The sequence below is a fragment of the Sorangium sp. So ce119 genome, from assembly GCF_051524405.1.
Lineage (GTDB): Bacteria > Myxococcota_A > Polyangia > Polyangiales > Polyangiaceae > Sorangium > Sorangium cellulosum_G.
This window is the reverse complement of sequence record NZ_CP150310.1, coordinates 10919496-10941390: the sequence shown is the minus strand read 5'-3', so window position 1 is coordinate 10941390 and position 21895 is coordinate 10919496. Positions and strand designations below refer to the sequence as shown.

The window sequence follows — 21895 nt, the reverse complement described above, 5'->3', positions numbered from 1 at the left end:
GCACCCGTCAGGGATTGAAGTACGGATCGTTCGCCATGCGCACGAAGGCGGCCAGCGACTCGCTCGACGAGCGGATGCGCCAGTCCGTCTCCTTCTTGATGTCGAACCAGATGACGCCCTTGATCAGGGGGTAGTCGGAGCGCAGCGTCGGGATCATCTGGTCGATCCACTGCGCCTTGTTGCCGCCGGACTCGGCGGAGGCCATCTCGCCGATCATGATCGGCTTGCCCTTCGCCGCGAGCTTCGGATAGATGTTCTTGAACACGTCGCGGAAGCTCTGCCAGCCGCCGCCGCCGGCGGAGCCCCAGTTGTACCCGTCGACGCACGTCCAGTCCACGTAGTCGTCTCCCGGGTAGTAGCCCATCGCCTGGTTCCACGCCTGGCGCGGCTCATCCGTCACGTTCGGGCACCAGACCCACACGATGTTGTCCGCGGACCGGAGCGCGTCATGCACGTGCCGGTACGCCGCGATGTACTTGTCGGGGCTCCTTCCGTTCTGCGCACCGCCCCACGGCGACCATTCGCCGTTCATCTCGGCGCCGAAGTCCACGAAGAGCTTCTTGCCGAGCGCCTTCGCGTCGCGCGCCCGCTGCGCCAGCATCGCGTCGTGGGAGCCGTCGATGATCTCGTCGAGGGGGGTGTCGAAGACCTCCCAGTTCACGAACGGGATGCGACCGGCGTCGAGGTCGGCCCTCGTCTCGCTGCCCACCCAGTTGTGGGTGAAATCGTAGTACGTCAGGTGCAGCTTCAGCGTCCGCCCGAGCCTGGCGCTCGTCTGGGAGATGCTCCCGTCGCCGTAATACTGCCCGAGCCACGCGCCCGACGCCGGAACGAGGATGTCGTCACCGCCCGGCGTCGGGGTCGGGCCGGTGGTGCCGCCGTCCACCTTGTCGAAGGTCCATCGCTGGTTGGCGCCGCCGCGCCACGGCCACTGGATGACCGCCGCCCCGTCCGCCGTGCTACCCCGGTAGATATCCAGCGCCATGTCGGTGTGTACCGCCTGGATGCTGACGTCGTTGCCGCCGCGGTTGACGAAGGTGAACTGCTGGTGCTCTCCCTCGACATCGTCCCACTGGCGGAGCGCCGCGCCTGCGTCGAGGCTCCCCTCGGTGACGTCGAGGACTTTCCCGCTGCCGACGTTCGCGATCTTGAAGACGCCGCCTCCGGCGCTGGAGACCTGGAACTTCTGCGATTCCGATCCGTTGCACGACCGCACCTGCACCCGGGCGCCGCTCTCCTTGCTGCCGCCGCTGATGTCGAGGCACTTGCCGCTCCGGACCGACTTGATCACATACGTGCCATCCGAGACGCTCGACACGATGACCGGGTCACTGTCGTTCTGCACATCGACAGGGAGACCCTCGTCACCGTCACCCCCGCAGGCTCCCAGCAGAAGAAAAATAGGACCGTATCCAAGTCGTCGAACCATTGACATGAGCTTCTCCAACCCGGAACCGCTGTAATTATTCAATCACATGACGAAGATCGTCACATTGGACGACCACGACAGTTCCGTGGTTGTAACCAGCCACGCGATGAATGACAATCGAAAATCGATATTCGATTATCATTCGCAATCGGCTTCAACAATTTACAATCGAGATACCAGAGACTTCGTCGCCATCGCGCGAAGCTTCGCGTCACGCAGCTCGAAATTTACAGAAGTGACGCCCGCTCTTGCAGGAGCCCGCAGGCGGGAGCGGCGCAGGCGCGCGAGGAGGATCGGAGGACGCGCTGGCCGGCGAGGAGTCTCTCGGGCCGTTCGCGGTCTGTGAAGCGGTCAGAGGGCGTGACGGGACTACATTTCACGACCCGGCACCGGGGAGAGCGGCGCCGGCGAGCGGCAGGCCTGTGCCGGGGAGGCGAGCGTCAGGGCAACCGCAGGGAGGCCTTGTCTAGTCTCCAGTGTACTCCACGGGCACACGCACATCGCCGGTCTCCGGCAGCTCGAAGCGAACGCTGATCCGCCGCCCACCGGTGGAGCAAGCGAGGCCGATGCTGTCGTAGGTGAAGGAGCCGAGACAACTGTAGCGATTCTCTACCACCTCGGTCTCGCATTCCTCCGCGCTCGGGCCCACGATGAACACGGCCTCGTACGTCCCGGGGGCGACCGGCTGCGCGACGCCCATCGGCACCACGATGCTGGGCACCTCGGATTCGGGGATCGTGCAGGCCACGGTGCGCTCGTAGATGACCTCTTCACGAGCGTCCCATACGACGGGGAGGGTGGCGCCGGGGGCCACCCGCTCGTAAGTCCCTGTCTCCAGGTCGTCGACATAGGTGGAGCAAGCCGCCTGCGTGTAATCGACATCGCGGTTGACGAGCGTCGTCTCATCGCCTTCCACCCTCCAGATCTCGAATCCGCTGCACAGGCTCCCTGACACCTGGACTCCCGCCGGGCTTGCGGAGGCGTTGTGGAACTCGAAGGTGACGGTCTGCCGTGACGGGACCGGATCGGGCAGCGGCCCCTCGCCGGCACCTCCCGTGCCCATATCGCCTCCCGTGTTCTCCAGGCCTCCGCTGCCCGCATCCAGACCTCCGGTGCCCGCCTCGCCTCCCGTGTTCTCGAGGCCTCCGGTGCCCGCCTCGCCTCCCGTGCTCGCACCGCCGGCCGTTCCGCCGCCGGTGCCTCCGCCCCAGCTCCCGCTGGCTGCGCCGTGCGCACCGATGTCGGTGACGACCTCGGTGCATCCGACCGCGCACAGCACGCCACTTGCCACCAGCAAACGCGATACGACAGGAATTCTCACGAGGACCTCCAGAGCATCGATCAGTCCCCGAGGTCGACGACCTCGAGCCCGTACTGCCCGAGCGAGCACAGCGCGCGGTCGCCGGAGACCGTCACCGGGTCCTGGTAGGTGTACGAGGAGAGCTCGCCCTTCCGCTCGAACGTCAGGTCGTCGAGGTCGGTCGCGTCGAGGACCGAGATCGCCGGGGGCTGAGCGCTGGCGACCACAAGACGCGTCCCGTCCGCGAGCAGCGGCACGACGTGACCGATCTCCTCGCTCTCGTACGCCGCGACGTCGATGCGTCCCTCCGCCAGCCCGCTGACCACGAGAGCCGGGTACTTGAACTCGTAACCGCCGTCGGCGCTCACGGTCCTGCTGCGGTAGGTGAGCATGAACACGCGGTCATCACCGACGAAAGCCTGCCCGATCGCCGTGCCGTCGTCGATCGCGCGCTCGTCGAGGAGGCGCGCGACGCCGTCGCCCACCTCGAGGAGCTTGAACGCGCGGCGCGTCCCCCGGCAGGTGCCCGGCCCGTCGCCGTCCTCCCGGTCCTTCGGGGCGAATTGCTCGTGGTGCGCCACCGCGCCGTAGCATGCCTCGCGGTCCGTCACCTCGAACTCGAGCGCCTCGTAGTCCACCGTGAGCAGCCGGCCCGAGGCGCTGTCAAAGGCGAGCAGCGACCCGGGCACGCTGACCGGCGGCCGCACGACCGGCGAGGATGGGTCTTCCACGTCGATGCGATCGAGGTAGAAGCGCGCCCTGGCGGGGTCGTCGGGCAGCGGCGCCCAGTGCGAGGTGAGCACGGTGGTGCCGTCGAGCAACAGGCCCGCGTAGCCCTCGCCCTCCGGCAGCGCCACCGAGCGGTGCGCCGGGCTCGTCGGGTCGGAGAGGTCGAGGATCTCGAGCCACCCACGATGCGACGGCTGCGCCTCGGAGCCCTCACGGTGCTCTTGCGTGGTGCGGATCATGAGGGTGCTCCCCGCCTGGACCACCGTGTCGCCCGCGGCGACGAGGGGACCATGGTATCGATACGGATACAGCGCGCCGCCGCCGAACGGCAGCTCGCGCCGGCTCGCGATGCGGGGCGCGGACGGCACGCTGAGGTCGATGACGGCGAGGCCCGTCTTCCACCGGTCGTACGAGGGCCAGAGCAGGTAGGCAGCCTGCCCGTCCGCGAACAGGCGCGCTTCCGAGAGGTCGGCTTCGTGGCAGCCTCCCGCCGACCCGGAGGAGAGCTCGGCGAGATCGAGCTCGCCGAGCGGCTCGGCGCGGCCCGGGTCCGCGGCGGACGCGACCTCGAGCGTCGCGCTCCGGCTCCGCCGGTCCGCGCTGAGGCGGACCACGAGATCGCCGGTGGCGACCGCGTTGTTCACGGTCGTCGCGAGGGTGAGGCCGGCGGTCTCGACGGGAGCATCGCGATCATCGATGTCGAACGTCCCGACCTTCTCCTGGGAGACGGCAAAGAGCCTGTCGCCGTGGAGGAAGGCGCGGCGCGCGTGGCCGCGCGCGGGCGCGACCCCGCGCTTGGTGAGCGCGTCGCGCGAGAAGTCGACGAGCTGGATCCCGCTCTCGCGCGAGCCGCACCCGCCCAGGTCGCCGTCGGTGGCGCGCTTCCAGCCGCTGTAGGGCACGAGGATCGTGCCGAGGTCGTCCAGGAGGGTGAAGGCCTTCTGGATGCGGTCCTGATCCTCGGCGAAGCTGCCCAGGTCGCCGCCGAAGTGGACGCGCCCGAGCATCGCGGGCGCCGTCAGATCGGAGACGTCGAAGAGCGAGACATGGAGCGCGCCCTCGGCGGCGGCGTCGTCGAACCCGAGGGCGAACAGGCGATCGCCGCGCGGCTCCATGTGATAGACCCAGCCGGGCATCTCGAGCTCGCCCATCTGGGCGGGTTTCGCCGGGTCGCTGAGGTCGATGGTGAACAGCGGGTCGGTCTGCTCGGCCGTGATCGCATAGGCGCGGTCGCCGTCGAAGCGGACCGAGCGCAGCGTCTCGGGCCGTGGCAGGGTGAGCTCGGTGTAGCCGAGCGGCGTGATCTCGTCCGAGGACACGATGGAGAACGTCTGGACGGCCGGCATCGCCCCGGACCGCCAGATGGCAGGCTGGCTGATGACGCGGAGGACGCCGTCGTGCTCGTCCATCTGCCAGCGGCTCTGGATCTGCCCGACGGCCTCGACGCTCGCGCCCTTGACGAGGTGGCCTCCAGGGTCGGAGATATCGACGATCTCGAGGGTGGAGTGTCCCTCTCCGGTGCCGTCCCACGCGACGCCCGCGACGACCATGCGGTCCTCGGTGGCGCTGACGCTGCGACGAAAGCCGTGGGTCCTGAAGCCATCGTCGGAGAAGCTGAGCCGATCGACGACGCTGATGTGGGCGGGGTCGCCGACGGAGAGCGACGTGATCGTTGTGTTTGGCGCGCTGGCGCAGCTCCAGCACGCTCCGTTCTCGAAGCTGACGGCGTAGAGCACGTCGCCCACGATACGCGCGTCGGAGATGGCGCCCGGCAGGTCGAACGAGCCGATCGGCCGGATGTCCGCCGGATCGGAGACGTCCAGCGCCTCGATGCGGCTCATCGGCGCCGAGCTGTACGAGTCGGCGGCCTCGTCGAAGGGGTGCTCTTCCCATGACGAGAACATCGCGTAGGCGACCCCGTCGCGCAGGTACATCTCGAAGGGACTCCCGCTCGCCCGGTATCGCCCGAGCAGGGTCAGCCTGTCGCGCCGCGAGATGTCGACCACGCTGAGCCCCGAGTACTGCGAGAGCGCGTAGAGCTTGCCGTCCTCCACCTGGATGATGTCGGCCTCGGCGATCGCGCGCGCGGCGTCGCCGTCGCTCGCCACATCGTCTGTTCCACTGTCGGAGCCGCCGCCCGCTCCGCTGCTGCCCCCGCCGCTCACCCCGTGCGCCGAGCGGTCCGCGTTGTCCCCCGGATTGGAAGAGATGAAGTCGCTCTCCCCGGGAGCGGTCGATGTGGACGCCCCCGTCGAGTCGACCTGGCAACCGGTGAGTCCGGCCAATGCCGCAGCCGCCGCGAGGACTGCCCGCCTGACGCGGGTTCTGTACAGAAAGGTCATGGTCACCTCGTTCAAGGCAAGGCACAGCGCATCACGCCTGCTCCGGCGCGTGTCGGACTTCTGGAGTCCCGTGCCTGGCACAGATAGCAAGCGGCAGGCCAGGTTCAATTTTGCACATGTACTGCGGGAACCCGACGGTGCGCCCTCGGACTGTGCCAGAGTGTGCAGGCGGCGCGGTGGCGTTGGCTGGCACTCCATCTGCCCTGCGGCGCGCCGGACGGCAGCCGCGTGAGGGGATTTTCTCGCGACGGAACCGCGGCTTGCCCCGAACTTTCCGACGCGCGCAGCGGCCATGACCAGCGCTGTCACGAGCATCGGCACTCCCCACCATGGGGTGAGGAGGTGAGCGATGGCGCTACCTCATTGGATTGTAAAAACTATTACATTTGCCGTGAGCGCTCAGCGATTTCCGGAGAGCGAGTTGAAAGGTTAGGATGCGCAGCGGGTCGCCCGGCTCGGAGAGCGCTGGGACGCTCGTGTGAAATAGAAGGATCGAATGACCATAGATCTCGATGGGCCCAGCCCGCACGTCGGCGTCGATTCCCTGCCGCTCCTCTGCGCGCTGCCGGTCGCCGCGGCGATCTTCGATGCGAAGGGGGCGCTCCGGTGCGCCAATCCGCGCCTGGAGCAGGCCATCGCGGACGGCGCGCTCCCCGCCTGGCCGGTGTCCCCCGCGCGCTCGCCGGCCGTCCTGCCCGCGTCGCCCGAGGGGCTCACCGGCGAGGCGCAGGAGGTGCTCGCGGGGATCCGCGCAATCCTCGAAGGCGAGCGCGAGCAGGTCGAAATCGTGCTCCGGGGCGGCGCGCCCGGCGCGCCCTCCGGCGAGCTCTCGGTCACGCCGCTTCGCGTCGATGGCGCGCGCGGCGCGCTCGTCTGCGTCCGCAATCCGACCGCGCCGCACAACTCGTCAGCGGCCGTGCCCATCGAGAGCTTCCTCGACACCATCCTCGACCACGTGCCGGTCTCGGTCTTCGTCAAGGAGGCGACGGAGTTCCGCCTCGTCCGGATGAACCGCCGCTACGAGCAGGTCCTCGGCGTGCCCCGGAGCGACGCTCTCGGCAAGAACGTCTTTGATCTCTTCCCGCATCGACTGGAGGAGGCCGAGCGGCTCGATCGCATGGATCGGGCCGTGATCGAGAAGGGCGAGGCCGTGGACGTGCCCGAGGCGCGCATCGTGGGGCCGGCCGGGGAGCGGTGGCTTCACATGGTGAAGGTGCCCCTCACCGACCCGCAGGGCGTCATTCGGTATCTCGTGGTCATGGTCCATGACATCACGGAGAAGAAGCGCGCCGAGGAGGCGATGCAGAGAGAGCTCGCGTGGTTCGCGACGCAGCGGGAGCTCCTCGACGTCATCCAGGAGCTGTCCACGCCGGTCATCCCGGTCCATGAGGGCATCCTCGTGGTGCCCCTCGTGGGGACCATCGACTCTGCCCGCGGCGCCCGGCTCCTGGAGATGCTGCTCCAGGGCATCGAGCGCCACCGGGCCGAGACGGTGCTCATCGACGTCACGGGCGTGCCGGTCCTCGACGCCGATGTGGCAGACCGCCTCCTCCAGGCCACGCGGGCCGCCTCACTCCTGGGCGCCACGTGCGTCCTCGTCGGGGCCTCACCCGACGTCGCCCGCGCGCTGGTCGCACAGGGGGTCGAGCTGGGCAACCTCCTGACGCAGCGCGATCTCCAGGCCGGCATTCGTCACGCCCTCGCGCGCCAGGGCAAGGCGATCGTCGCGCGGCGGGGCGAGCGGCGCTGATCTCACACCGCGGCTCACGCGCGCAGACCGATGCTGTCCCTCCGGGACGCACCCTGGGCTGACAGGACATTCCATCCATGCATTGAACGCGTGGTTTCGCGGGTGGGGGCTGGCAGGACGCGGAGAGTGCAGGAAGGAGGGAGTCCTCTTCTCATCTGCTGACTTTTCTGGATCTTCGGGTTGCCGTGGCGAGCGCAGGACCGGGCGGCAGCGCCGGCGCCGAGGGCGCGCGGAACCTCCGGTCCGAAATTTGGCCCGCCTGCACCGGGCATGCGAACCGGGGGGCTGGAGACCTCTGCAAGGATGACCAGCCCTCGCTCCCACGCCGAGCTCGTCACGCTGCGCAAGCTCGCGCAGGACCTCGCCGCCCAGCGCAAGGAGCGCCTGTCGAGCGTGCACCTCCTCGCGGCCATCGCCCTGCGCGGAGGCCCCGCCGCGGAGCTGCTGCGCGACCGGCGGCTCGACGACGAGGCCCTGCTCAAGGCCACCCGCTCGGTCGACGACGAGGGCCCCGACCCGATCGGCCGCGCCATGGGGGGCGCGCGCGACGTCGCGAAGCGCGCGACCGCCAAGGAGCCCGCCGCGCTCCACCTGCTGCTCGCGCTGCTGTCGGACCGCAGCTCGGCCGCGCACCGGGCGCTCACGCAGTCGGGCGTCGACCTCGCGCGCCTGCGGACCTCGGCGCTGCAGCTCGCGCTCGGCGTCGTGCAGGCGCGGCGCTCCCTGGCGCCGCGCGCGGGCCTGGACGACGGGGCGCCCGAGAAGCCGGCGCCGGCCAAGGCGCCCCCGGCGCGCCGCGCCCGCGGCGAGGCCGCCGAGCCGGCGCGCACGCCCGCAGAGCTGCGGCCCGGCAAGGGCGCCGGCGTCGCCGTGACGGAGCTGCGGCCTGGCAAGGGCGCCGGCCTCGGCATGACGGAGCTGCGGCCCGGCAAGGGCGCCGGCCTCGGCATGACGGAGCTGCGGCCCGGCAAGGGCGCCGGCCTCGGCGCGCCGGAGCTGCGGCCCGGCAAGAGCGCCGGCCCGGGCGTCACCGTGCCGCTGTTCCCGCCGCCCCGCCCGCGCCCCGTCGCGGCCCCGGCCGGCGCCGACACGCCCCTCCCCGCCGAGCCGGCCGCCGCCCTCGCCGGCGCGCCCCGGCGCGCCCCGGCGGCCGACGACGCGGCCGCGCCGCCCCCCGCCTCGGGGCGGCCGCTCGCGGCGCCCTCGGCCGCGGCGAGCGCCCTCGCGGCGCGCTTCCTCCTCGACCGCGCGCGCTTCCCGGCCCTCACCTCGCTCGGCCACAACCTCTCGCTCGCGGCCGCGCAGGGCGAGCTCGAGCCGATCGTCGGCCGCGAGCGCGAGATCGAGCAGGCGCTCGACGTGCTGGCCAAGCGCCACGCCAACAACCCGTGCCTCCTCGGCCCGGCGGGCGTGGGGAAGACCTCGGTCGCGCGCGGCATCGCCCACCGGCTGGCCTTCGAGGAGCGGGAGCCCCGCATCGTCGTCGAGCTCGTGCCGTCGGAGCTCCTCGCCGGCACGGGCGCGCGCGGCGCGCTCAGCGAGCGCCTGGCCGCGCTGCGGTCGGAGCTGCGCGAGGCGGGCGGGCGCGTGCTCCTGTTCATCGACGGGCTGTCGGAGCTCTTCGGCAGCGGCGCGCTCGACGAGGCGATGGCCGAGCTCAAGCTCGCGCTCGCCCGCGGCGAGATCACGCTGATCGGCACCGCCACGCCCGAGGAGTACCGGAAGAGCATCGAGGTCGACCCGGCGCTCGCGCGGCGCTTCACCCTCGTCGAGATCGACGAGCCCGAGGAGGACGAGGCGTTCCTCCTGCTCCGGAGCGTCGCTGTCGGGCTCGGCGCGCACCACGGCCTCGCGTTCACCGACGAGGCGCTGGCCTCGGCCGTCGCCTGGTCGGTGCGCTACCTGCCCGGGCGCGCGCTGCCCGACAAGGCGCTCTCGATCCTCGACCTCGCGGGGGCGCGCACGCGGCGCCGCGCGCAACAGGCGCCACAGGGCGCGCCGGGCGCGCGCGCCGCCGCCCGCGAGCCCGCGCGGCAGGTGGGGCCCCCCGAGGTCGCCGAGGTGGTCGCGGAGCTGGCCGACCTGCCGGTCGAGCGGCTGCTCGAGACCGACCGCGAGCGGATGCTCGCGCTGGAGACGCTGCTCGCCGACCGGGTCGTCGGCCACGGCGAGGCGCTCGCGCGCATCGCGCGGGTGCTCCGCAGGAACGCGGCAGGCCTGCGCGCGCGGCGCCCGATCGGGTCGTTCTTGCTGCTGGGACCGACCGGCGTCGGCAAGACGGAGACGGCGAAGGCGATCGCCGAGGCGCTGTTCCACTCGCCGGACGCCATGACGCGGCTCGATTTCTCCGAGTACGCCGAGTCGCACGCGGTGGCGCGGCTGGTCGGCGCGCCGCCCGGCTACGTGGGCCACGAGGCCGGGGGCCAGCTCACCGAGGCGGTGCGGCGGCGGCCGTACCAGGTGGTGCTGCTCGACGAGATCGAGAAGGCGCACCGCGACGTGCTCGAGGCGTTCCTGCAGGTCTTCGACGAGGGCCGCCTGACGGACGGCCGCGGCCGGCGGGTGGACTTCACGAACACCGTGATCGTGATGACCTCGAACCTCGGCGCGGCCGAGGCGGGCGCGCTCCGGTCCGAGCGCTCCGTCGGCTTCGCGCGCGCGTCCCAGGCCGTCTCGACGGAGCGGCTCGCCGACACGATGCTCTCCGCGGCGCGCGCCACGCTCCCGCCGGAGCTCTACAACCGCATCGACGAGGTCATCAGCTTCGCGCCGCTCACGCGGGCGGACGTCGCCGAGATCACGCGCCGGCTGCTGGGCGGGCTCGAGCGCGAGCTCGAGGCGCGCGGCGTGGTGCTCGAGGTCGAGCCGGAGGCGATCGACGCGCTGCTCGACGCGGGCGGGTTCGATCCCGAGCTCGGCGCGCGGCCGATGAAGCGCACGATCGGCCGCCTCATCGAGGCGCCGCTCGCGGATCTCATCCTCCGCGGCCAGCTCGAGGAGGGGTCCGCGGCGCTCGTGGGCGTCGAGCAGGGCGAGGTCGTTGTCGACGCCATCGCGCGCGCCGGCGAGCGGCGTTATGCCGCGTGCTCCCGCTGACGAGAGGCGTTATGCCGCATGCTCGAGGTGGAGCCCGAGGGCCCTCGGGTCGAAGTACGCCTTGAACCGCGTGATGACGCCGCCGGGGTGCTCGATGACGCTCACGCCCTCGTACGAGAACACCGCTCCATGGGCCAGCGTCCCGTGGCTCTTCCACTCGAGCAGCGAGGCCTTGTCGGACTCGATGACGCACCGGAAATCGGACTGCACCTCGCCGAAGGTGTGGCGGTAGCTGCGCCAGAAGTTGCGGGCGCCGTCCTGGCCGTGGAGCGGCCTCGAGATCGCCGGGTTGCTGAGCTCGGCGTCCGGCGCGAACAGCCGCGCCATGGGCTCGACGTCGCCGCTCTCCTCGATTCTGCGCAGGGCTTCGATGAATTCGCTCGCCTTGGACATGATGCCTCCTGCCGTGGAGGCGCTTGCAAGGGGCGGACCCTCGGCGCGCCCCGCTACGGCGGCCCTGCCTCGATCGCCCGCCGGTAGCGCTCGCGCCGGTGCGGCTCGCGCAGGATCTCGTAGGCCTCGTCGAGCACCTCGATGACGAGCCGCACGTCGTCGAGCAGGTCCACGGTCGCGGCGGTGAGCAGGGTCGACGGCTCGAACGCCTTCCGGAGCGCGAGGTACGCGCGGCGGATCTCGTAGTTCGTCGCGTCGCGCGGGATGCCGAGGATCGAGAAGTAATCCCCGTCCTCCACCAGGGCGAGGCGCGCCCGGACCCGCTGCCGGATCGCCTCCTCGTCGAGCGGATCGTCGACCGGCGGCGGCGGCGCCTCGGTGACCGACGGCGGGATCAGGACGTCGAGCACCTCGAGGCAGACGAGCGCGTAGATCACGCTGGCGTTCTCGGGCTCCGCCGAGCTCACGAGCTCGCCGACCGCGCGGCCGCGCGCGGTGCGCACGAGCTCCTCTTCCTCGCGCCGGAGCGCGCACTCGCCGAGCAGGTTGCGGCGCACGCCGTCGTCGAGGCGCGCGCCCGGGCCGCCGAGGCGGCGCAGCGCGACCTCGGGGGCGATCACGCGGCGGATCGTCTCCACGAAGACCTCGGCGCCGGTCGCCCCGCCGAAGACGTTCGGCTCCGCCTTGAGGCGGCCCGGCGGCTCGGCCTCCAGATCGCACGTCCCGGCCTCGACGAGCACGACGTGCCCGATCACCCACTCGGCGTGCGCGCGCAGGACCGGCCAGAGGTCGTCCTGGCCGAGGTGGCCGTGCGCGATGAGCGCCGCGCCGGCGTGCCGGCCCGACGCGGGGAGCTTGCCCGCGAGCCGCACGGCGACGTCGCGCTCGATGTCGCCGCGCCCGACCAGGAAGGCGAGCAGCGTCTCCTCCGGGAGGCTCGACCCGGCCGTGACGATGTCGCCGTCGTGCAGGACGATGCGCCGCGCCCCCTCCTCCGTCGCGATCGCGAGCGCGCCGGACGCGCGGCTGCCCACCGCCCGGGCGAGCGCGCGCGGCGCGTCGCCGGGGCCGAGCACGGTGGTCGAGGAGGCGTCGCTGGACACGGGCGCCTCGTCGTCCGGCGGCGGCGGCGGGGCGCGGCCGAACGCGCCCGTGCTGATCGTCGCGGGCGCCGACGGCACGGGCGGCATCGCCATGGGCGGCGTCGGCATCGGCGGCATCGCCAGGGGCGGCGTCGGGGCCGGCGCCGCGGGCCCGCGCCCGGCCACGCCGGAGATGGCCACGGACGCCGGCGCAGCGACGGGCGCGCGGCCGAACGCGCTCGACGCGGCGGGCGGCGTCTGCGGAAGGAGCCCGCGCCCGAGCGAGCCCGTGCCGACCGTCGCCGGCGCCGGGGGCACCGGGACGCGCGCCGACGCGGCGGAGCGGACCGGGAGGGGCGCAGGCGGCAGCGGCTCGGGCTCGGCCCCGTCGCCGGGCGGCAGCAGCGCGGTCCTCACCTCGACCGATGGAGGCGACACGAACGGGTAGCCCGGCGGGGCCGGCGGAGGCGGAGGCGGTGGAAAGCCGGGCGCTCTGGCGTCACGCGCGTCACGCGCGTCACGCGCGTCTCTGCCGTCACGCGTGTCGCGCGCGTCTCTGCCGTCGCGCGTGTCGCGCGCGTCTCTGCCGTCGCGCGCCCGGGTCGGCGGCGGCTCGGTGTAGCGCTGGTGAAACGACGGCTCGACGCGGCCCGACGGCACGCGCACCCAGTCGAGCTCCTCGCGCACCGGCCCCAGCCCGCGGTCCCACGACGGCTCGTCGCGCGGCGCGGGCGACGGCGCGGGCGACCGCCCCCACACCGCCTCGACGCGCGGCGGAGGCGACCCGAACCCGTGGGGCCGGCCCGCGTCGCGCGGCGTCGGCGGCGCGACGTCGCGCCCGCCGCCCCGGCGCGCCGGCTCGTCCCTGCCGGGCAGGTGCGCCTCCCGGCCGCTCGAGTACGCCGCGAGCTCGGGCCCGGTGCGCTTCGTCGCGTGCCCCGCGTCGCGCGAGGGCTCGGCGTGGTGATCGTCCTCGTGCTCCTCGCCCGGCTCGGCGAGCTCGCCGATCGGGTCGCCGGGCCCGGTGGTCTCGGCGCGGGTCGGCGCCTGCTGCGGCGCGGCCGCGGCGCCGTGCGGGGGGTCGCTGGTCCGCGGCTGCGACGCCGAGCCGGCGGCGAGCTGCGCGTGGCCCGCGCTCGCGCCGGTCCGCGGCCCTTCCTCGTCGAGGTCGAGCGGCTCGTCGAGCGCGGAGAGCAGCTCCGGCGACAGCATCAGGTCGACGTCCTCCTCGGCCGCCGGGATGCTCGACGGGCGCGCCTTCGCCGTGACCCGCTGCTCGGCGGCGACGAGGATCTCCTCGAGCTCCGGGCTGATCCGCGCGGGCATCAGCCGCGGCCCGATCGTCTCGCCGTCCTCGGGCGGCGGCAGCACCGAGCCGACGTCGAGCGGGTCGAGGTCCCTGGCGAAGTCCGGGTTCGACGGGACCTCGTTGTCGATCGGGCCCGGGTAGCCCGCGTGCAGGTGCGCCGCCGCCGCGGCGTGCTCCAGGCGGAACCGGCCCGGCTCCGCGACCGCGCTCACGTGCGCCGCGAGCTCGGCGATGTCCACGGGGCGCTCGAAGACCTGCCCGAAGAGCTGCGGATCGAGCTCCGCCGAGCGGATCGGATCGCCCACGAGCAGCACGGACGCCGCGACGCCGCCGGGGCGCTGGTACAGGCGCTCGAGCGCCTCGATCGAGCCGGGCTGATCGATGTCGACGATGACGACGCGCGGCGCGTCGATCGCGAGCCGCGCCTCGATGTCCTCGATCGGCGCCGCGATCACCTCGAAGCCCCGGCCCCGCAGCGCCGCGCCGATCGCCGCCCCTTCCGCCGATGCGTCGGCCAGGAGTACGGCGTCGGCGCGCAGGCGTGCCTGCACGGCTTCGTGGTCGTCGCGGAGCTCGGACACGGCAGTCATCTCGTGGCGGCGGCCCCTCGATGCACCCAGGACCCCCGTATCGCCTGGACTCTCAACGGTCGCAGGCGGGCTGTCAAACGCGATCGCGGACCCGCGATGTTCCCGCCGCCGCCGCGCCTCCTCGCGCCTGACGTCGCCTGACGTCGCCGGGCGCCGCCGCGCGCCGCGCCGAGCGCGCCCGCCAGCACCCGCTCGGCGCGCAGCGTGGTAGACCTCGGCACATGCTGTTCGGCGCTTCCCAGAACGAGATCGCCCTCACCGCCTTCCTGCTGATCGTGGTGCTGCTCGCCGCGAAGATCGGCCGCATCGGCGAGGCCATCGGCGGGCTGTTCGAGCGGAACGCGCCCGCGGCGGACGGAGGCGCGCCCGAGGACGGCGCGGAGACGCCGGAAGGGCGCCAGGAAGGCTGAGCGCGCCCCCCGCGGGCGGCCCGCCCCGCGCTTGCGTTCTGTTTTTTTGGAATTCATAGTTTTTTGATGGCTGTGAACGAGCCGGCTCCTCCGCGGGCGCGGCGGCGCGCGCGGATCGCGGCGCGGATCCCGCGCGGGTACCGCCCGGCGCTGCACCTGGCGGCCCCCACGGCGCTCGGCGTCGCGGTGCTCGCGGCGGCGGTGGGCCTCGTGGACGCCGTCGAGACCGTCGAGCTCCTCGCGGTCCCGGCGACGCTGCTGCTCGCCTTCGGCTTCGAGTGGTGGGCGCACAGGTACGTGCTGCACCGGCGGGCGCCGCTGCTCGGCGCGCTGCGCGAGCGGCACGAGCGCGAGCACCACCTCGCCTTCACCGCGGATGACATGGCGCTGCGGAGCGCCCGCGAGCTCTGGCTGGTGCTGATGCCGCCCTACTCGGCGCTCCTCGTCCTCGCCCTGCTGCTGCCGCTCGCCGCGGCGGCGGGCGTGCTGTTCTCGCGGGACGCGGCGCTGCTCGGGCTCGCGACGGCGATGGCGTTCTTCGTGAGCTACGAGTGGCTGCACCTCGCGTATCACCTGCCGGAGGGCAGCCCGGTGTACCGGATCCCGGGGCTCGCGCGGCTCCGCGAGCACCACCGCAGGCACCACGACCCGCGGCTGATGAAGCGCTGGAACTTCAACGTCACCGTGCCCCTGTTCGACCTCGTCCGCGGGACGCGCTGGTCGCCGCGGCCGCGCGACGGCGCCTAGCCGCCGCGCGCGCCGGGACAGCCGCCGCGGCGGTGTGCTAACGGTCGCGCGTGCAGACGCGGACGAGAGACGGGCTCATCCTCCTGCTCGTCGGCGTCCTGCTCGGCGGCGGGCTCGCCTGGCTCCTCGGCCGGCGGCAGGAGACGCCGCCCGCCGCGCCCCGCGCGCTCGACGCCGTGCCGGCGGGCGCGCTGCTCGTCGCGACGCTCGATCTGCCGGCGCTGCGCGCCTCGCCCGCGTTCGCCCCCTTCCTGCGCGAGGAGCGCGAGATCCCCGGGCTCGGCAAGGTGCGCGACGTGTGCGGCTTCGACCCGGTGGCCGCGCTGACCGAGGTCGCGATCGGCATCCCGGCGGCGGGCGAGGGCGGCGATTTCGGTCTGGCCGCGGCCGGCGCCGCGCAGGACGAGGCGCTGCTCGCGTGCGCCTCGAAGGTCATCGAGGCGCGCGGCGGGCAGCCGGTCGTCACGACGCTCGGCAGCTTCCGCGCGGTGCGGGACTCGAGCGCCGAGGGCCGCGGCGAGATCGCCGTGCGCCCCGGCGGGCCGATCCTGCTCGGCGGCGGGGCGTACCTGCGCGCCATGGTCGACGCGGCCGACGGGCGCGTGCCGGCGGTCGGCCCGAGCGGCGCGCACGACGACATCGCCCGCGCGGTAGGCGAGGGCGCGGCGCGCGTCACCGTGGTGCTCACGCCCGAGCAGCGCGCCGAGCTCGGGCGCGACCTCGCGCTGAGCGGCGCAGGCCGGTCGCCCGCGGCGTCCATCCGCGCCGCCGGCGTCGGCGTCGCCCTCGGCCCCGAGATCGCGGTCCACGGCGTCGTCCTGTGCGACGCCGAGGCCCCCTGCGCCGAGCTCGGCGCGGCCCTGCGCGCCGCCCGCGACGCGCGCGCGGGCGACCTCGCGACGCGGCTCATCGGCCTCGGGGCCTTGCTCGAGCGCGTCGCGATCGACGCCGAGGGCAAGGCGCTCCACGCCCGCGTCAAGCTGTCGGCCGAGGAGGCCGGCGCCCTCGTCGACCGGCTCTCCTCGCTGCGCGGCCTGCGCCAGCCCGCGCTGCCGCCGGCGCCCGCGCCGCGGCTGCCGCGCGGCGACGACACGAGCGGCGACGACGCGAGCGACGCGCCGCGCGGCGATGCCGGCGCGCCGCCGCCGGACGCGGTCATCACGCCGCGGCAGCGCGCGACGCCGGACGCCGGCGCGCCGCCGCCGGATGGGGCCGCCACGCCCCCGCGGCGCGCGAAGCCGGACGCCGGCGCGCCGTAGCGCCGCGCTGCGGCGAGGCGGTTCCGTGTCCCGCCTGACGAGCGCGGCGCCTCCCGCGGGCGATCCAGCGCGCCGCGGTCGAACGCGGCGCCGCGCGCTGTCCAGAACTCCTGTACGCTGATCGCTGCATTCCGACGGGACCGGCGCTCGGCCCCTCCCGCCGCGGGTGCGCTGGGTGGGGGCACATCGCATGCAGCTTGTCGGGATCTCCGCCTCCGTGGTCGTCGCGACGCTCCTCGTGGTCGTCCTCTGGGCGCTCCGCCGGCGGCTCCGCGACGGCGAGCGCGAGCTCGAGCGGAGGGCGCAGGAGCTCGCGGTGAGCCGCGCCGCGGAGCAGCGGCTCTGCGAGGAGCTCGTCGAGGCGCGCCGCGCCGAGGAGGAGGCGCGCCGGGCGAAGGCCGAGGCGGAGGCGGCGAGCCGGGCGAAGAGCGCGTTCCTCGCCAACATGAGCCACGAGCTGAGGACGCCGCTCAACTCGGTCCTCGGCTTCGCCCAGCTCATGGAGCGCGATCGCTCGCTCGGCGACAGGCACCGCGAGAACCTCGCGGTCATCTGCAAGAGCGGCGAGCACCTGCTCGGCCTCGTCAACGACATCCTCGAGATGGCCAAGATCGAGGCTGGCCGCATGACGCTCGCCGAGGTCGACTTCGACCTCCACGAGATGCTCTCGGGCCTGTCGGAGATGTTCGCGGTCGAGGCCCAGAAGCGGGGGCTCACGCTGAGCGTGGAGCGGGAGCAGGACGTGCCGCAGCGCGTGCACGGCGACGAGGGCAAGCTGCGGCAGGTGCTGATCAACCTGCTCGGCAACGCGCTGAAGTTCACGCCGAGGGGCTCGGTGACGTTGCGCGTGTGGGCGCGCCGCTCGACCGGCGGCGCGCACGACGGCGCGGCGGCGGGGCGGGCGCGGCTGTCGTTCGAGGTGACGGACACCGGCCGGGGCATGGCCGAGGACGAGCTCGCGGAGCTGTTCGAGGCGTTCGCGCAGACGGCGAGCGGGCGGAGGTCGCGCGAGGGCACGGGCCTCGGCCTGCACATCAGCCGGCGCATCGTGCGGATGATGGGGGGCGACATCCACGTGGAGAGCCAGCCCGGCCGCGGGACGACGCTCCGCTTCGACGTGCGCCTGACGCTGGTCGACCCGGCGGGCGCGCGCCCCGGCGCGGCGCCGCGGTCGCTGCGGGTCGTGGGCCTCTCGCCGGGCCAGCCGAGGTACCGCGTGCTCGTGGTCGACGACCGGTGGGACGTGCGCCACTGCCTGGTCAAGCTGCTCGACTCGGTGGGCGTCGAGGTGCGCAGCGCGACCAACGGGCTCGGCGCCGTGGCGCAGTGGGAGACGTGGGCGCCGCACCTCGTCCTGCTCGACCTGCGCATGCCGCTGCTCGACGGCTACGAGACGGCGAGCCGGATCAAGTCGAGCCCGCGGGGGCGCGAGACGGTCGTGGTCGCGATGACGGCGAGCGCGTTCGAGCAGAATCGTGCGCTGGCGCTGCAATCCGGGTGCGACGATTTCGTGAGCAAGCCGCTCCGCGACGCGGACATCTTCGGCCTGCTGACGAAGCACCTCGGGGCCCGCTTCGACCAGGAGATCCGCGCGCGCGAGGTCGACGCCGCGGGCTGGCCGGCGCCGGCGCGGGGCGTCGACCCGGCGCGGGGCGTCGACCTCGCGCGCGCGGCGGCCGAGCTGCCCCCGTCGCTGCGCAAGGACCTCCGGCGGGCGGCGACGCGGCTCGACGCGAAGGCGGTGCAGGCGACGATCGAGCGGTTCCGGCCGGAGGACGCGGAGCTCGCGGGGGCGGTCGCCGAGCTCGCGCGGGGGTATCGCTTCGACAGCATCTTGGCGCTATCGAGCGCAGACGAGGAGGAGCCGTCATGACGGACAGCGATGCAAAGCGGGCGCCCCGCGCGCCGAACGCCGGGGCGCGGCCGGAGCGCCCGCGGGAAGAGCCCGCGAACATCCTGATCGTGGACGACATGCCGGCGAACCTGTCGCTGCTCACCTCGATGCTGACGGCGCAGGGCTACGAGGTGCGGGCGGCGATCAGCGGCGCGATGGCGCTGATGTCGGCGGCGGCGGTGCCGCCGGACCTCATCCTGCTCGACGTGAACATGCCCCACATGGACGGCTACGAGGTGTGCCGCCGGCTGAAGGCGGACCCGCGGACCGCGGACGTGCCGGTCATCTTCCTGAGCGCGATGACGGGCATCGGCGACAAGGTGGCGGCGTTCGAGGCGGGCGGCGTCGATTACGTGACGAAGCCGTTCGAGCTGCGCGAGGTGCTGGCGCGGGTGGGGACGCAGCTCCTCTTGCACCGGCAGCGCCGGGAGCTCGAGCGGCAGCGCAAGGAGCTCGAGGAGCGCTACGCGCAGGTCCGCCAGATGCAGGCGGCGCTGCGCGGCTACCTGTCCGACCGGGCGTGGGAGAGCATCGAGGAGAGCGTGTCGTCGAACAGGCCGAGTCCGCCGGCGCGCGAGGTGCTGACGGTGCTTGTCAGCGACGTCGAGGAGTTCGTGCGGCTCTCGGAGCAGGAAGATCCGGGGCCGCTGCTCGCGGATCTCAGCCTGTACATGGCCACGGTGGCGCAGGTCGTCTACGACCACCAGGGCGAGGTCGACAAGTACGTGGGCGACGGGATGCTCGCGTTCTTCCGGAGCGCGCCGGACGCGCTCGCGGCGGCGCAGCGGATCCAGCGGGCCATCGCGGACTTCAACGAACAGCAGCGCGCGCACGGGCGGCCCGCCTTCCCGACGCGGCTCGGGCTCGCGACAGGGCCCGTCCTCCTGGCGAGCATCGGATCGAGCGGCAGGCGGGAGTTCACGATCATCGGCGATCGCGTGAACACCGCGTTTCGGATCCAGGCGCAGGCCGGGGCCGGCGGCCTGCTGATGGATGAGGCGACGTTCACCGCGGCCGGGAGCCCGGCAGGCGCGGTGCCCGCGATGGTGCGGATCCGGGGCAAGCAGGGAGAGGAGAGGCTCTATGCGATGTCGCCCGGCGCGCCCCAGGGCGGCGCGGAGCGCGGCGGCCCGGGCGAGGCCTGAGGAGGAGAGGCGCGCTCCCGGCGGCGCGAAAGGCGCTCTCCAGCGCAGTCTCCGGGGGCGCCTCAGGGTGTGATCGATTGCACCGAACCCGCAGGGGGCATGGGAGTTCTGGCCCGTCGACCGGGCGATCCGGTCAAGCCATTCGTTCTTGAACCGCGCCATGCCCTCGTGCATAGTCGCCGCGGAGGACAGAACGAACATGAAGCTTCGATATTGCATTAGCTTGATGGGCCTGCTCGCGAGCGCTGGAATGGGCGCGGCCGCGTGCTCGGATGACGACGGCGGCGGCGCGACGGCGACATCGACGTCGACCGGCTCGGGCGGCGGCAGCACCACCGGCACGGGCGGCGGCAGCACCACCGGCAGCGGCACGGGCGGCGACAGCACCACGGCCAGCGGCACGGGCGGCGGCGGCGCGGGCGGCGGCGACACGGCGTGTGCCGATGGCGCGCTGGTCTGCGACGACTTCGAGTCGTACGAGGGCCAGGGCGCGCCCGGCGGCAAGTGGAAGGTCTACACGGCGAAGGATGGCTCCGCGGTCACCGTCGACACGACGAAGGCGTTCAGCGGCACCAAGTCCGTCAAGGTGACCACGCCCGAGAGCTCGGGAGACGACAACTACAAGTCCGCCATGATCCAGTTCGCGGACACGGCTGCCCTGCCGGTCGAGGGCAACGTCGTCCACGGACGCATGATGTTCTTCCTCGAGTCCGCGCCTGCGACGGACGTGCACTGGACCATCATCGACGGCTCCGGCACCGTTCCGGGCAAGGATTTCGAGGGGATGCCCTACACGGCCGTCTACCGCTACGGCGGCCAGCATCCGATCGATGGCGGCAGCCAGCTCATGGCGAACTACGATACGCCCGGGCAGTGGACCACTCCGCCGACCGGGCCGGCGACGGACTGCTGGCACCACGCGGAGGGCAAGGTCGTCCCGGTGGGCAAGTGGACCTGCGTCGAGTTCAGCTTCGACGGGCCGAAGAACGAGATGCGCTTCTGGATGGACGGCACGGAGATCTCCGAGCTCAAGATGTCCGGGACCGGCCAGGGCTGCGCCAACAACATCGAGAACTACGAGTGGACCGCGCCGACCTTCTCCAGCATCGGCTTCGGCTGGGAGTCCTACCAGAGCGACGAGCCCCGCACGATGTGGATCGATGACGTGGTCGTCGGCACCGCGCCGATCGGCTGCCCGGCCCAGCAGTGAGCCTGCCGCGGGGCGCGGAGCCAGACTCCGCGCCTCGCTCCCCCGGCCGCGAGGTCGGGCCCCTTCACGACAGCTCATCGACGGCCCTCGTGCCGTCGTGACCGGGGAACACCCCCGTCGATCGCCCTCGCCCTGGGGGGGAGCTCGCGGCATCGCGCCGCGGAGCCGCTCGCCGCGCTCCGCCGGGAGCATCGATGAGCGCGCGCGGCTTCAGGAAATTCCTTCACGCCCCCCGGTGCATCACCGTATCTCGTCTGCCTTATCTCATCTCCCTATCGGCCGCGCCGGTGACGTCACCTGACGATTGTCGAGCTCGCCGATTGATCGCACGCCGGGTCCGCTCTACGAGACGGCGCAGGTCCAACGCTTCACGAACCTGGAGGTCTCGCTGTGATGAAACCGGCCCACTCTCTCTCGCTGCTCGCCTCGTTTGCCCTTGCCGTCGCCGCGTGCGGCGGCTCCCCCGAGCCGGCTCCTGCGGTCCCCGACGTCCCCGCCCAGCCGGCGCCGGCGCCGGAGACGCCCGCCGCGCCCGCCGCGCCCGCGGAGCCCGCGCCCGAGGCCGCGGCCACCCCCGAGGGCGGCAGCGCGGCGCCCGCGGCCGCGGCGCCGGTGACGGTCGAGGTGCCCATCGAGGCGCGGACCAAATCGAAGCTCAAGGGCTCGGCGACCTTCGCCGAGGTCGACGGCGGCGTGAAGGTCACCGTCAACGTCTCGGGGGCCCCCAAGGGCAAGATCGCCGTGCACGTGCACGAGACGGGCGATTGCAGCGCGCCGGACGCGAAGAGCGCGGGCGCGCACTACAACCCCGACAACCACCAGCACGGCCTCCCCGACGCCTCGGCCCACCACCTCGGCGATCTCGGCAACATCGAGGTCAAGGCCGACGGCACCGGCACCCACGAGATCGTCGCGAAGGGCGCGAGCCTCAAGCAGGGCGCTCCGAACTCCTTCCTCGGCCGCGCCATCATCGTCCACGAGAAGCAGGACGACGGCAGCCAGCCCGCCGGCAACGCCGGAGGCCGCATCGGTTGCGGCGTCATCGGCCAGAGCAAGTGACGCAGCCCGCCGCGTCGCGCGGATGAGACGTCGAGTCCGCCTCATCCGCCCCCGGAGCGCGCCTCTCCCCGCCCAGCGGGAGTCGCGCGCTCCGCAGCACGGGAGTCACCCTCCGCCGCGACACGGAATCGCCGCCTCCCGAAGCACGGCC

General features: G+C 73.1%; 14 protein-coding genes. 9 read left to right on the top strand and 5 right to left on the bottom strand.

The window, feature by feature from the left end:
• Positions 1 to 7: 7 nt before the first annotated feature.
• The 3 genes from WME76_RS41310 to WME76_RS41300 form a co-directional block, all read right to left on the bottom strand.
• Positions 8 to 1345, bottom strand: coding sequence for an RICIN domain-containing protein (locus WME76_RS41310; protein WP_437957652.1), 1338 nt, complete (start codon positions 1343 to 1345; stop codon positions 8 to 10).
• A gap of 550 nt (positions 1346 to 1895) precedes the next feature.
• Positions 1896 to 2708: a hypothetical protein gene (locus WME76_RS41305; RefSeq protein ID WP_437957651.1), complete on the bottom strand. Its 813-nt coding sequence runs from the start codon at positions 2706 to 2708 to the stop codon at positions 1896 to 1898.
• A 62-nt stretch (positions 2709 to 2770) separates the two neighbouring features.
• On the bottom strand, positions 2771 to 5743 hold the full coding sequence (locus tag WME76_RS41300; RefSeq protein WP_437957650.1) for a beta-propeller domain-containing protein: 2973 nt from the start codon (positions 5741 to 5743) through the stop codon (positions 2771 to 2773).
• A gap of 553 nt (positions 5744 to 6296) precedes the next feature.
• Between WME76_RS41300 and WME76_RS41295 the strand changes: the two genes are divergently transcribed.
• Together WME76_RS41295 and WME76_RS41290 are read left to right on the top strand one after the other, a co-directional pair.
• Positions 6297 to 7550: a PAS domain-containing protein gene (locus WME76_RS41295; RefSeq protein ID WP_437957649.1), complete on the top strand. Its 1254-nt coding sequence runs from the start codon at positions 6297 to 6299 to the stop codon at positions 7548 to 7550.
• Positions 7551 to 7853: 303 nt separating this feature from the next.
• A complete protein-coding gene (locus tag WME76_RS41290) occupies positions 7854 to 10646 on the top strand; it encodes an AAA family ATPase (RefSeq protein WP_437957648.1) in 2793 nt (930 codons plus the stop codon).
• A gap of 9 nt (positions 10647 to 10655) precedes the next feature.
• Here the strand turns inward: WME76_RS41290 and WME76_RS41285 are convergent, their stop codons facing one another.
• Together WME76_RS41285 and WME76_RS41280 are read right to left on the bottom strand one after the other, a co-directional pair.
• Positions 10656 to 11039 carry a nuclear transport factor 2 family protein gene (locus WME76_RS41285; protein WP_437957647.1) on the bottom strand — a complete coding sequence of 128 codons (384 nt, stop codon included), beginning with the start codon at positions 11037 to 11039 and terminating at the stop codon, positions 10656 to 10658.
• Positions 11040 to 11092: 53 nt separating this feature from the next.
• Positions 11093 to 14011, bottom strand: a complete 2919-nt coding sequence (locus tag WME76_RS41280) for a DUF4388 domain-containing protein (RefSeq protein ID WP_437957646.1) — start codon at positions 14009 to 14011, stop codon at positions 11093 to 11095.
• Positions 14012 to 14241: 230 nt separating this feature from the next.
• On the opposite strand from WME76_RS41280, the gene WME76_RS41275 reads away from it, so the two are divergent.
• The 7 genes from WME76_RS41275 (at position 14242) to WME76_RS41245 (ending at position 21744) form a co-directional block, all read left to right on the top strand.
• Positions 14242 to 14430: a hypothetical protein gene (locus WME76_RS41275; RefSeq protein ID WP_061615184.1), complete on the top strand. Its 189-nt coding sequence runs from the start codon at positions 14242 to 14244 to the stop codon at positions 14428 to 14430.
• 66 nt (positions 14431 to 14496) lie between these two features.
• Entirely contained in the window at positions 14497 to 15177 is a 681-nt protein-coding gene (locus WME76_RS41270) for a sterol desaturase family protein (RefSeq protein WP_437957645.1), read from the top strand.
• Between the two features lie 50 nt (positions 15178 to 15227).
• Positions 15228 to 16436: a hypothetical protein gene (locus WME76_RS41265; RefSeq protein WP_437957644.1), complete on the top strand. Its 1209-nt coding sequence runs from the start codon at positions 15228 to 15230 to the stop codon at positions 16434 to 16436.
• Between the two features lie 190 nt (positions 16437 to 16626).
• Positions 16627 to 18309 carry an ATP-binding protein gene (locus WME76_RS41260; protein ID WP_437957643.1) on the top strand — a complete coding sequence of 561 codons (1683 nt, stop codon included), beginning with the start codon at positions 16627 to 16629 and terminating at the stop codon, positions 18307 to 18309.
• On the top strand, positions 18306 to 19475 hold the full coding sequence (locus WME76_RS41255) for a response regulator (RefSeq protein WP_437957642.1): 1170 nt from the start codon (positions 18306 to 18308) through the stop codon (positions 19473 to 19475). The genes WME76_RS41260 and WME76_RS41255 overlap by 4 nt, the downstream gene beginning before the upstream one ends.
• A gap of 226 nt (positions 19476 to 19701) precedes the next feature.
• Complete coding sequence (locus WME76_RS41250; RefSeq protein WP_437957641.1) at positions 19702 to 20685, top strand: hypothetical protein; 984 nt, start codon at positions 19702 to 19704, stop codon at positions 20683 to 20685.
• Between the two features lie 393 nt (positions 20686 to 21078).
• Positions 21079 to 21744 (top strand): superoxide dismutase family protein, encoded by a 666-nt coding sequence (locus WME76_RS41245; protein ID WP_437957640.1) that lies wholly within the window; start codon positions 21079 to 21081, stop codon positions 21742 to 21744.
• Positions 21745 to 21895: the final 151 nt, after the last annotated feature.

Excerpts from the sequence above, each read along its gene's own strand:
- WME76_RS41255 (WP_437957642.1), top strand. The coding sequence starts at position 18,306 with ATGACGGACAGCGATGCAAAGCGGGCGCCCCGCGCGCCGAACGCCGGG.
- WME76_RS41250 (WP_437957641.1), top strand. The coding sequence starts at position 19,702 with ATGGGCCTGCTCGCGAGCGCTGGAATGGGCGCGGCCGCGTGCTCGGAT.
- WME76_RS41270 (WP_437957645.1), top strand. The coding sequence starts at position 14,497 with ATGGCTGTGAACGAGCCGGCTCCTCCGCGGGCGCGGCGGCGCGCGCGG.
- WME76_RS41285 (WP_437957647.1), bottom strand. The coding sequence starts at position 11,039 with ATGTCCAAGGCGAGCGAATTCATCGAAGCCCTGCGCAGAATCGAGGAG.
- WME76_RS41245 (WP_437957640.1), top strand. The coding sequence starts at position 21,079 with ATGAAACCGGCCCACTCTCTCTCGCTGCTCGCCTCGTTTGCCCTTGCC.
- WME76_RS41275 (WP_061615184.1), top strand. The coding sequence starts at position 14,242 with ATGCTGTTCGGCGCTTCCCAGAACGAGATCGCCCTCACCGCCTTCCTG.
- WME76_RS41295 (WP_437957649.1), top strand. The coding sequence starts at position 6,297 with ATGACCATAGATCTCGATGGGCCCAGCCCGCACGTCGGCGTCGATTCC.
- WME76_RS41260 (WP_437957643.1), top strand. The coding sequence starts at position 16,627 with ATGCAGCTTGTCGGGATCTCCGCCTCCGTGGTCGTCGCGACGCTCCTC.
- WME76_RS41290 (WP_437957648.1), top strand. The coding sequence starts at position 7,854 with ATGACCAGCCCTCGCTCCCACGCCGAGCTCGTCACGCTGCGCAAGCTC.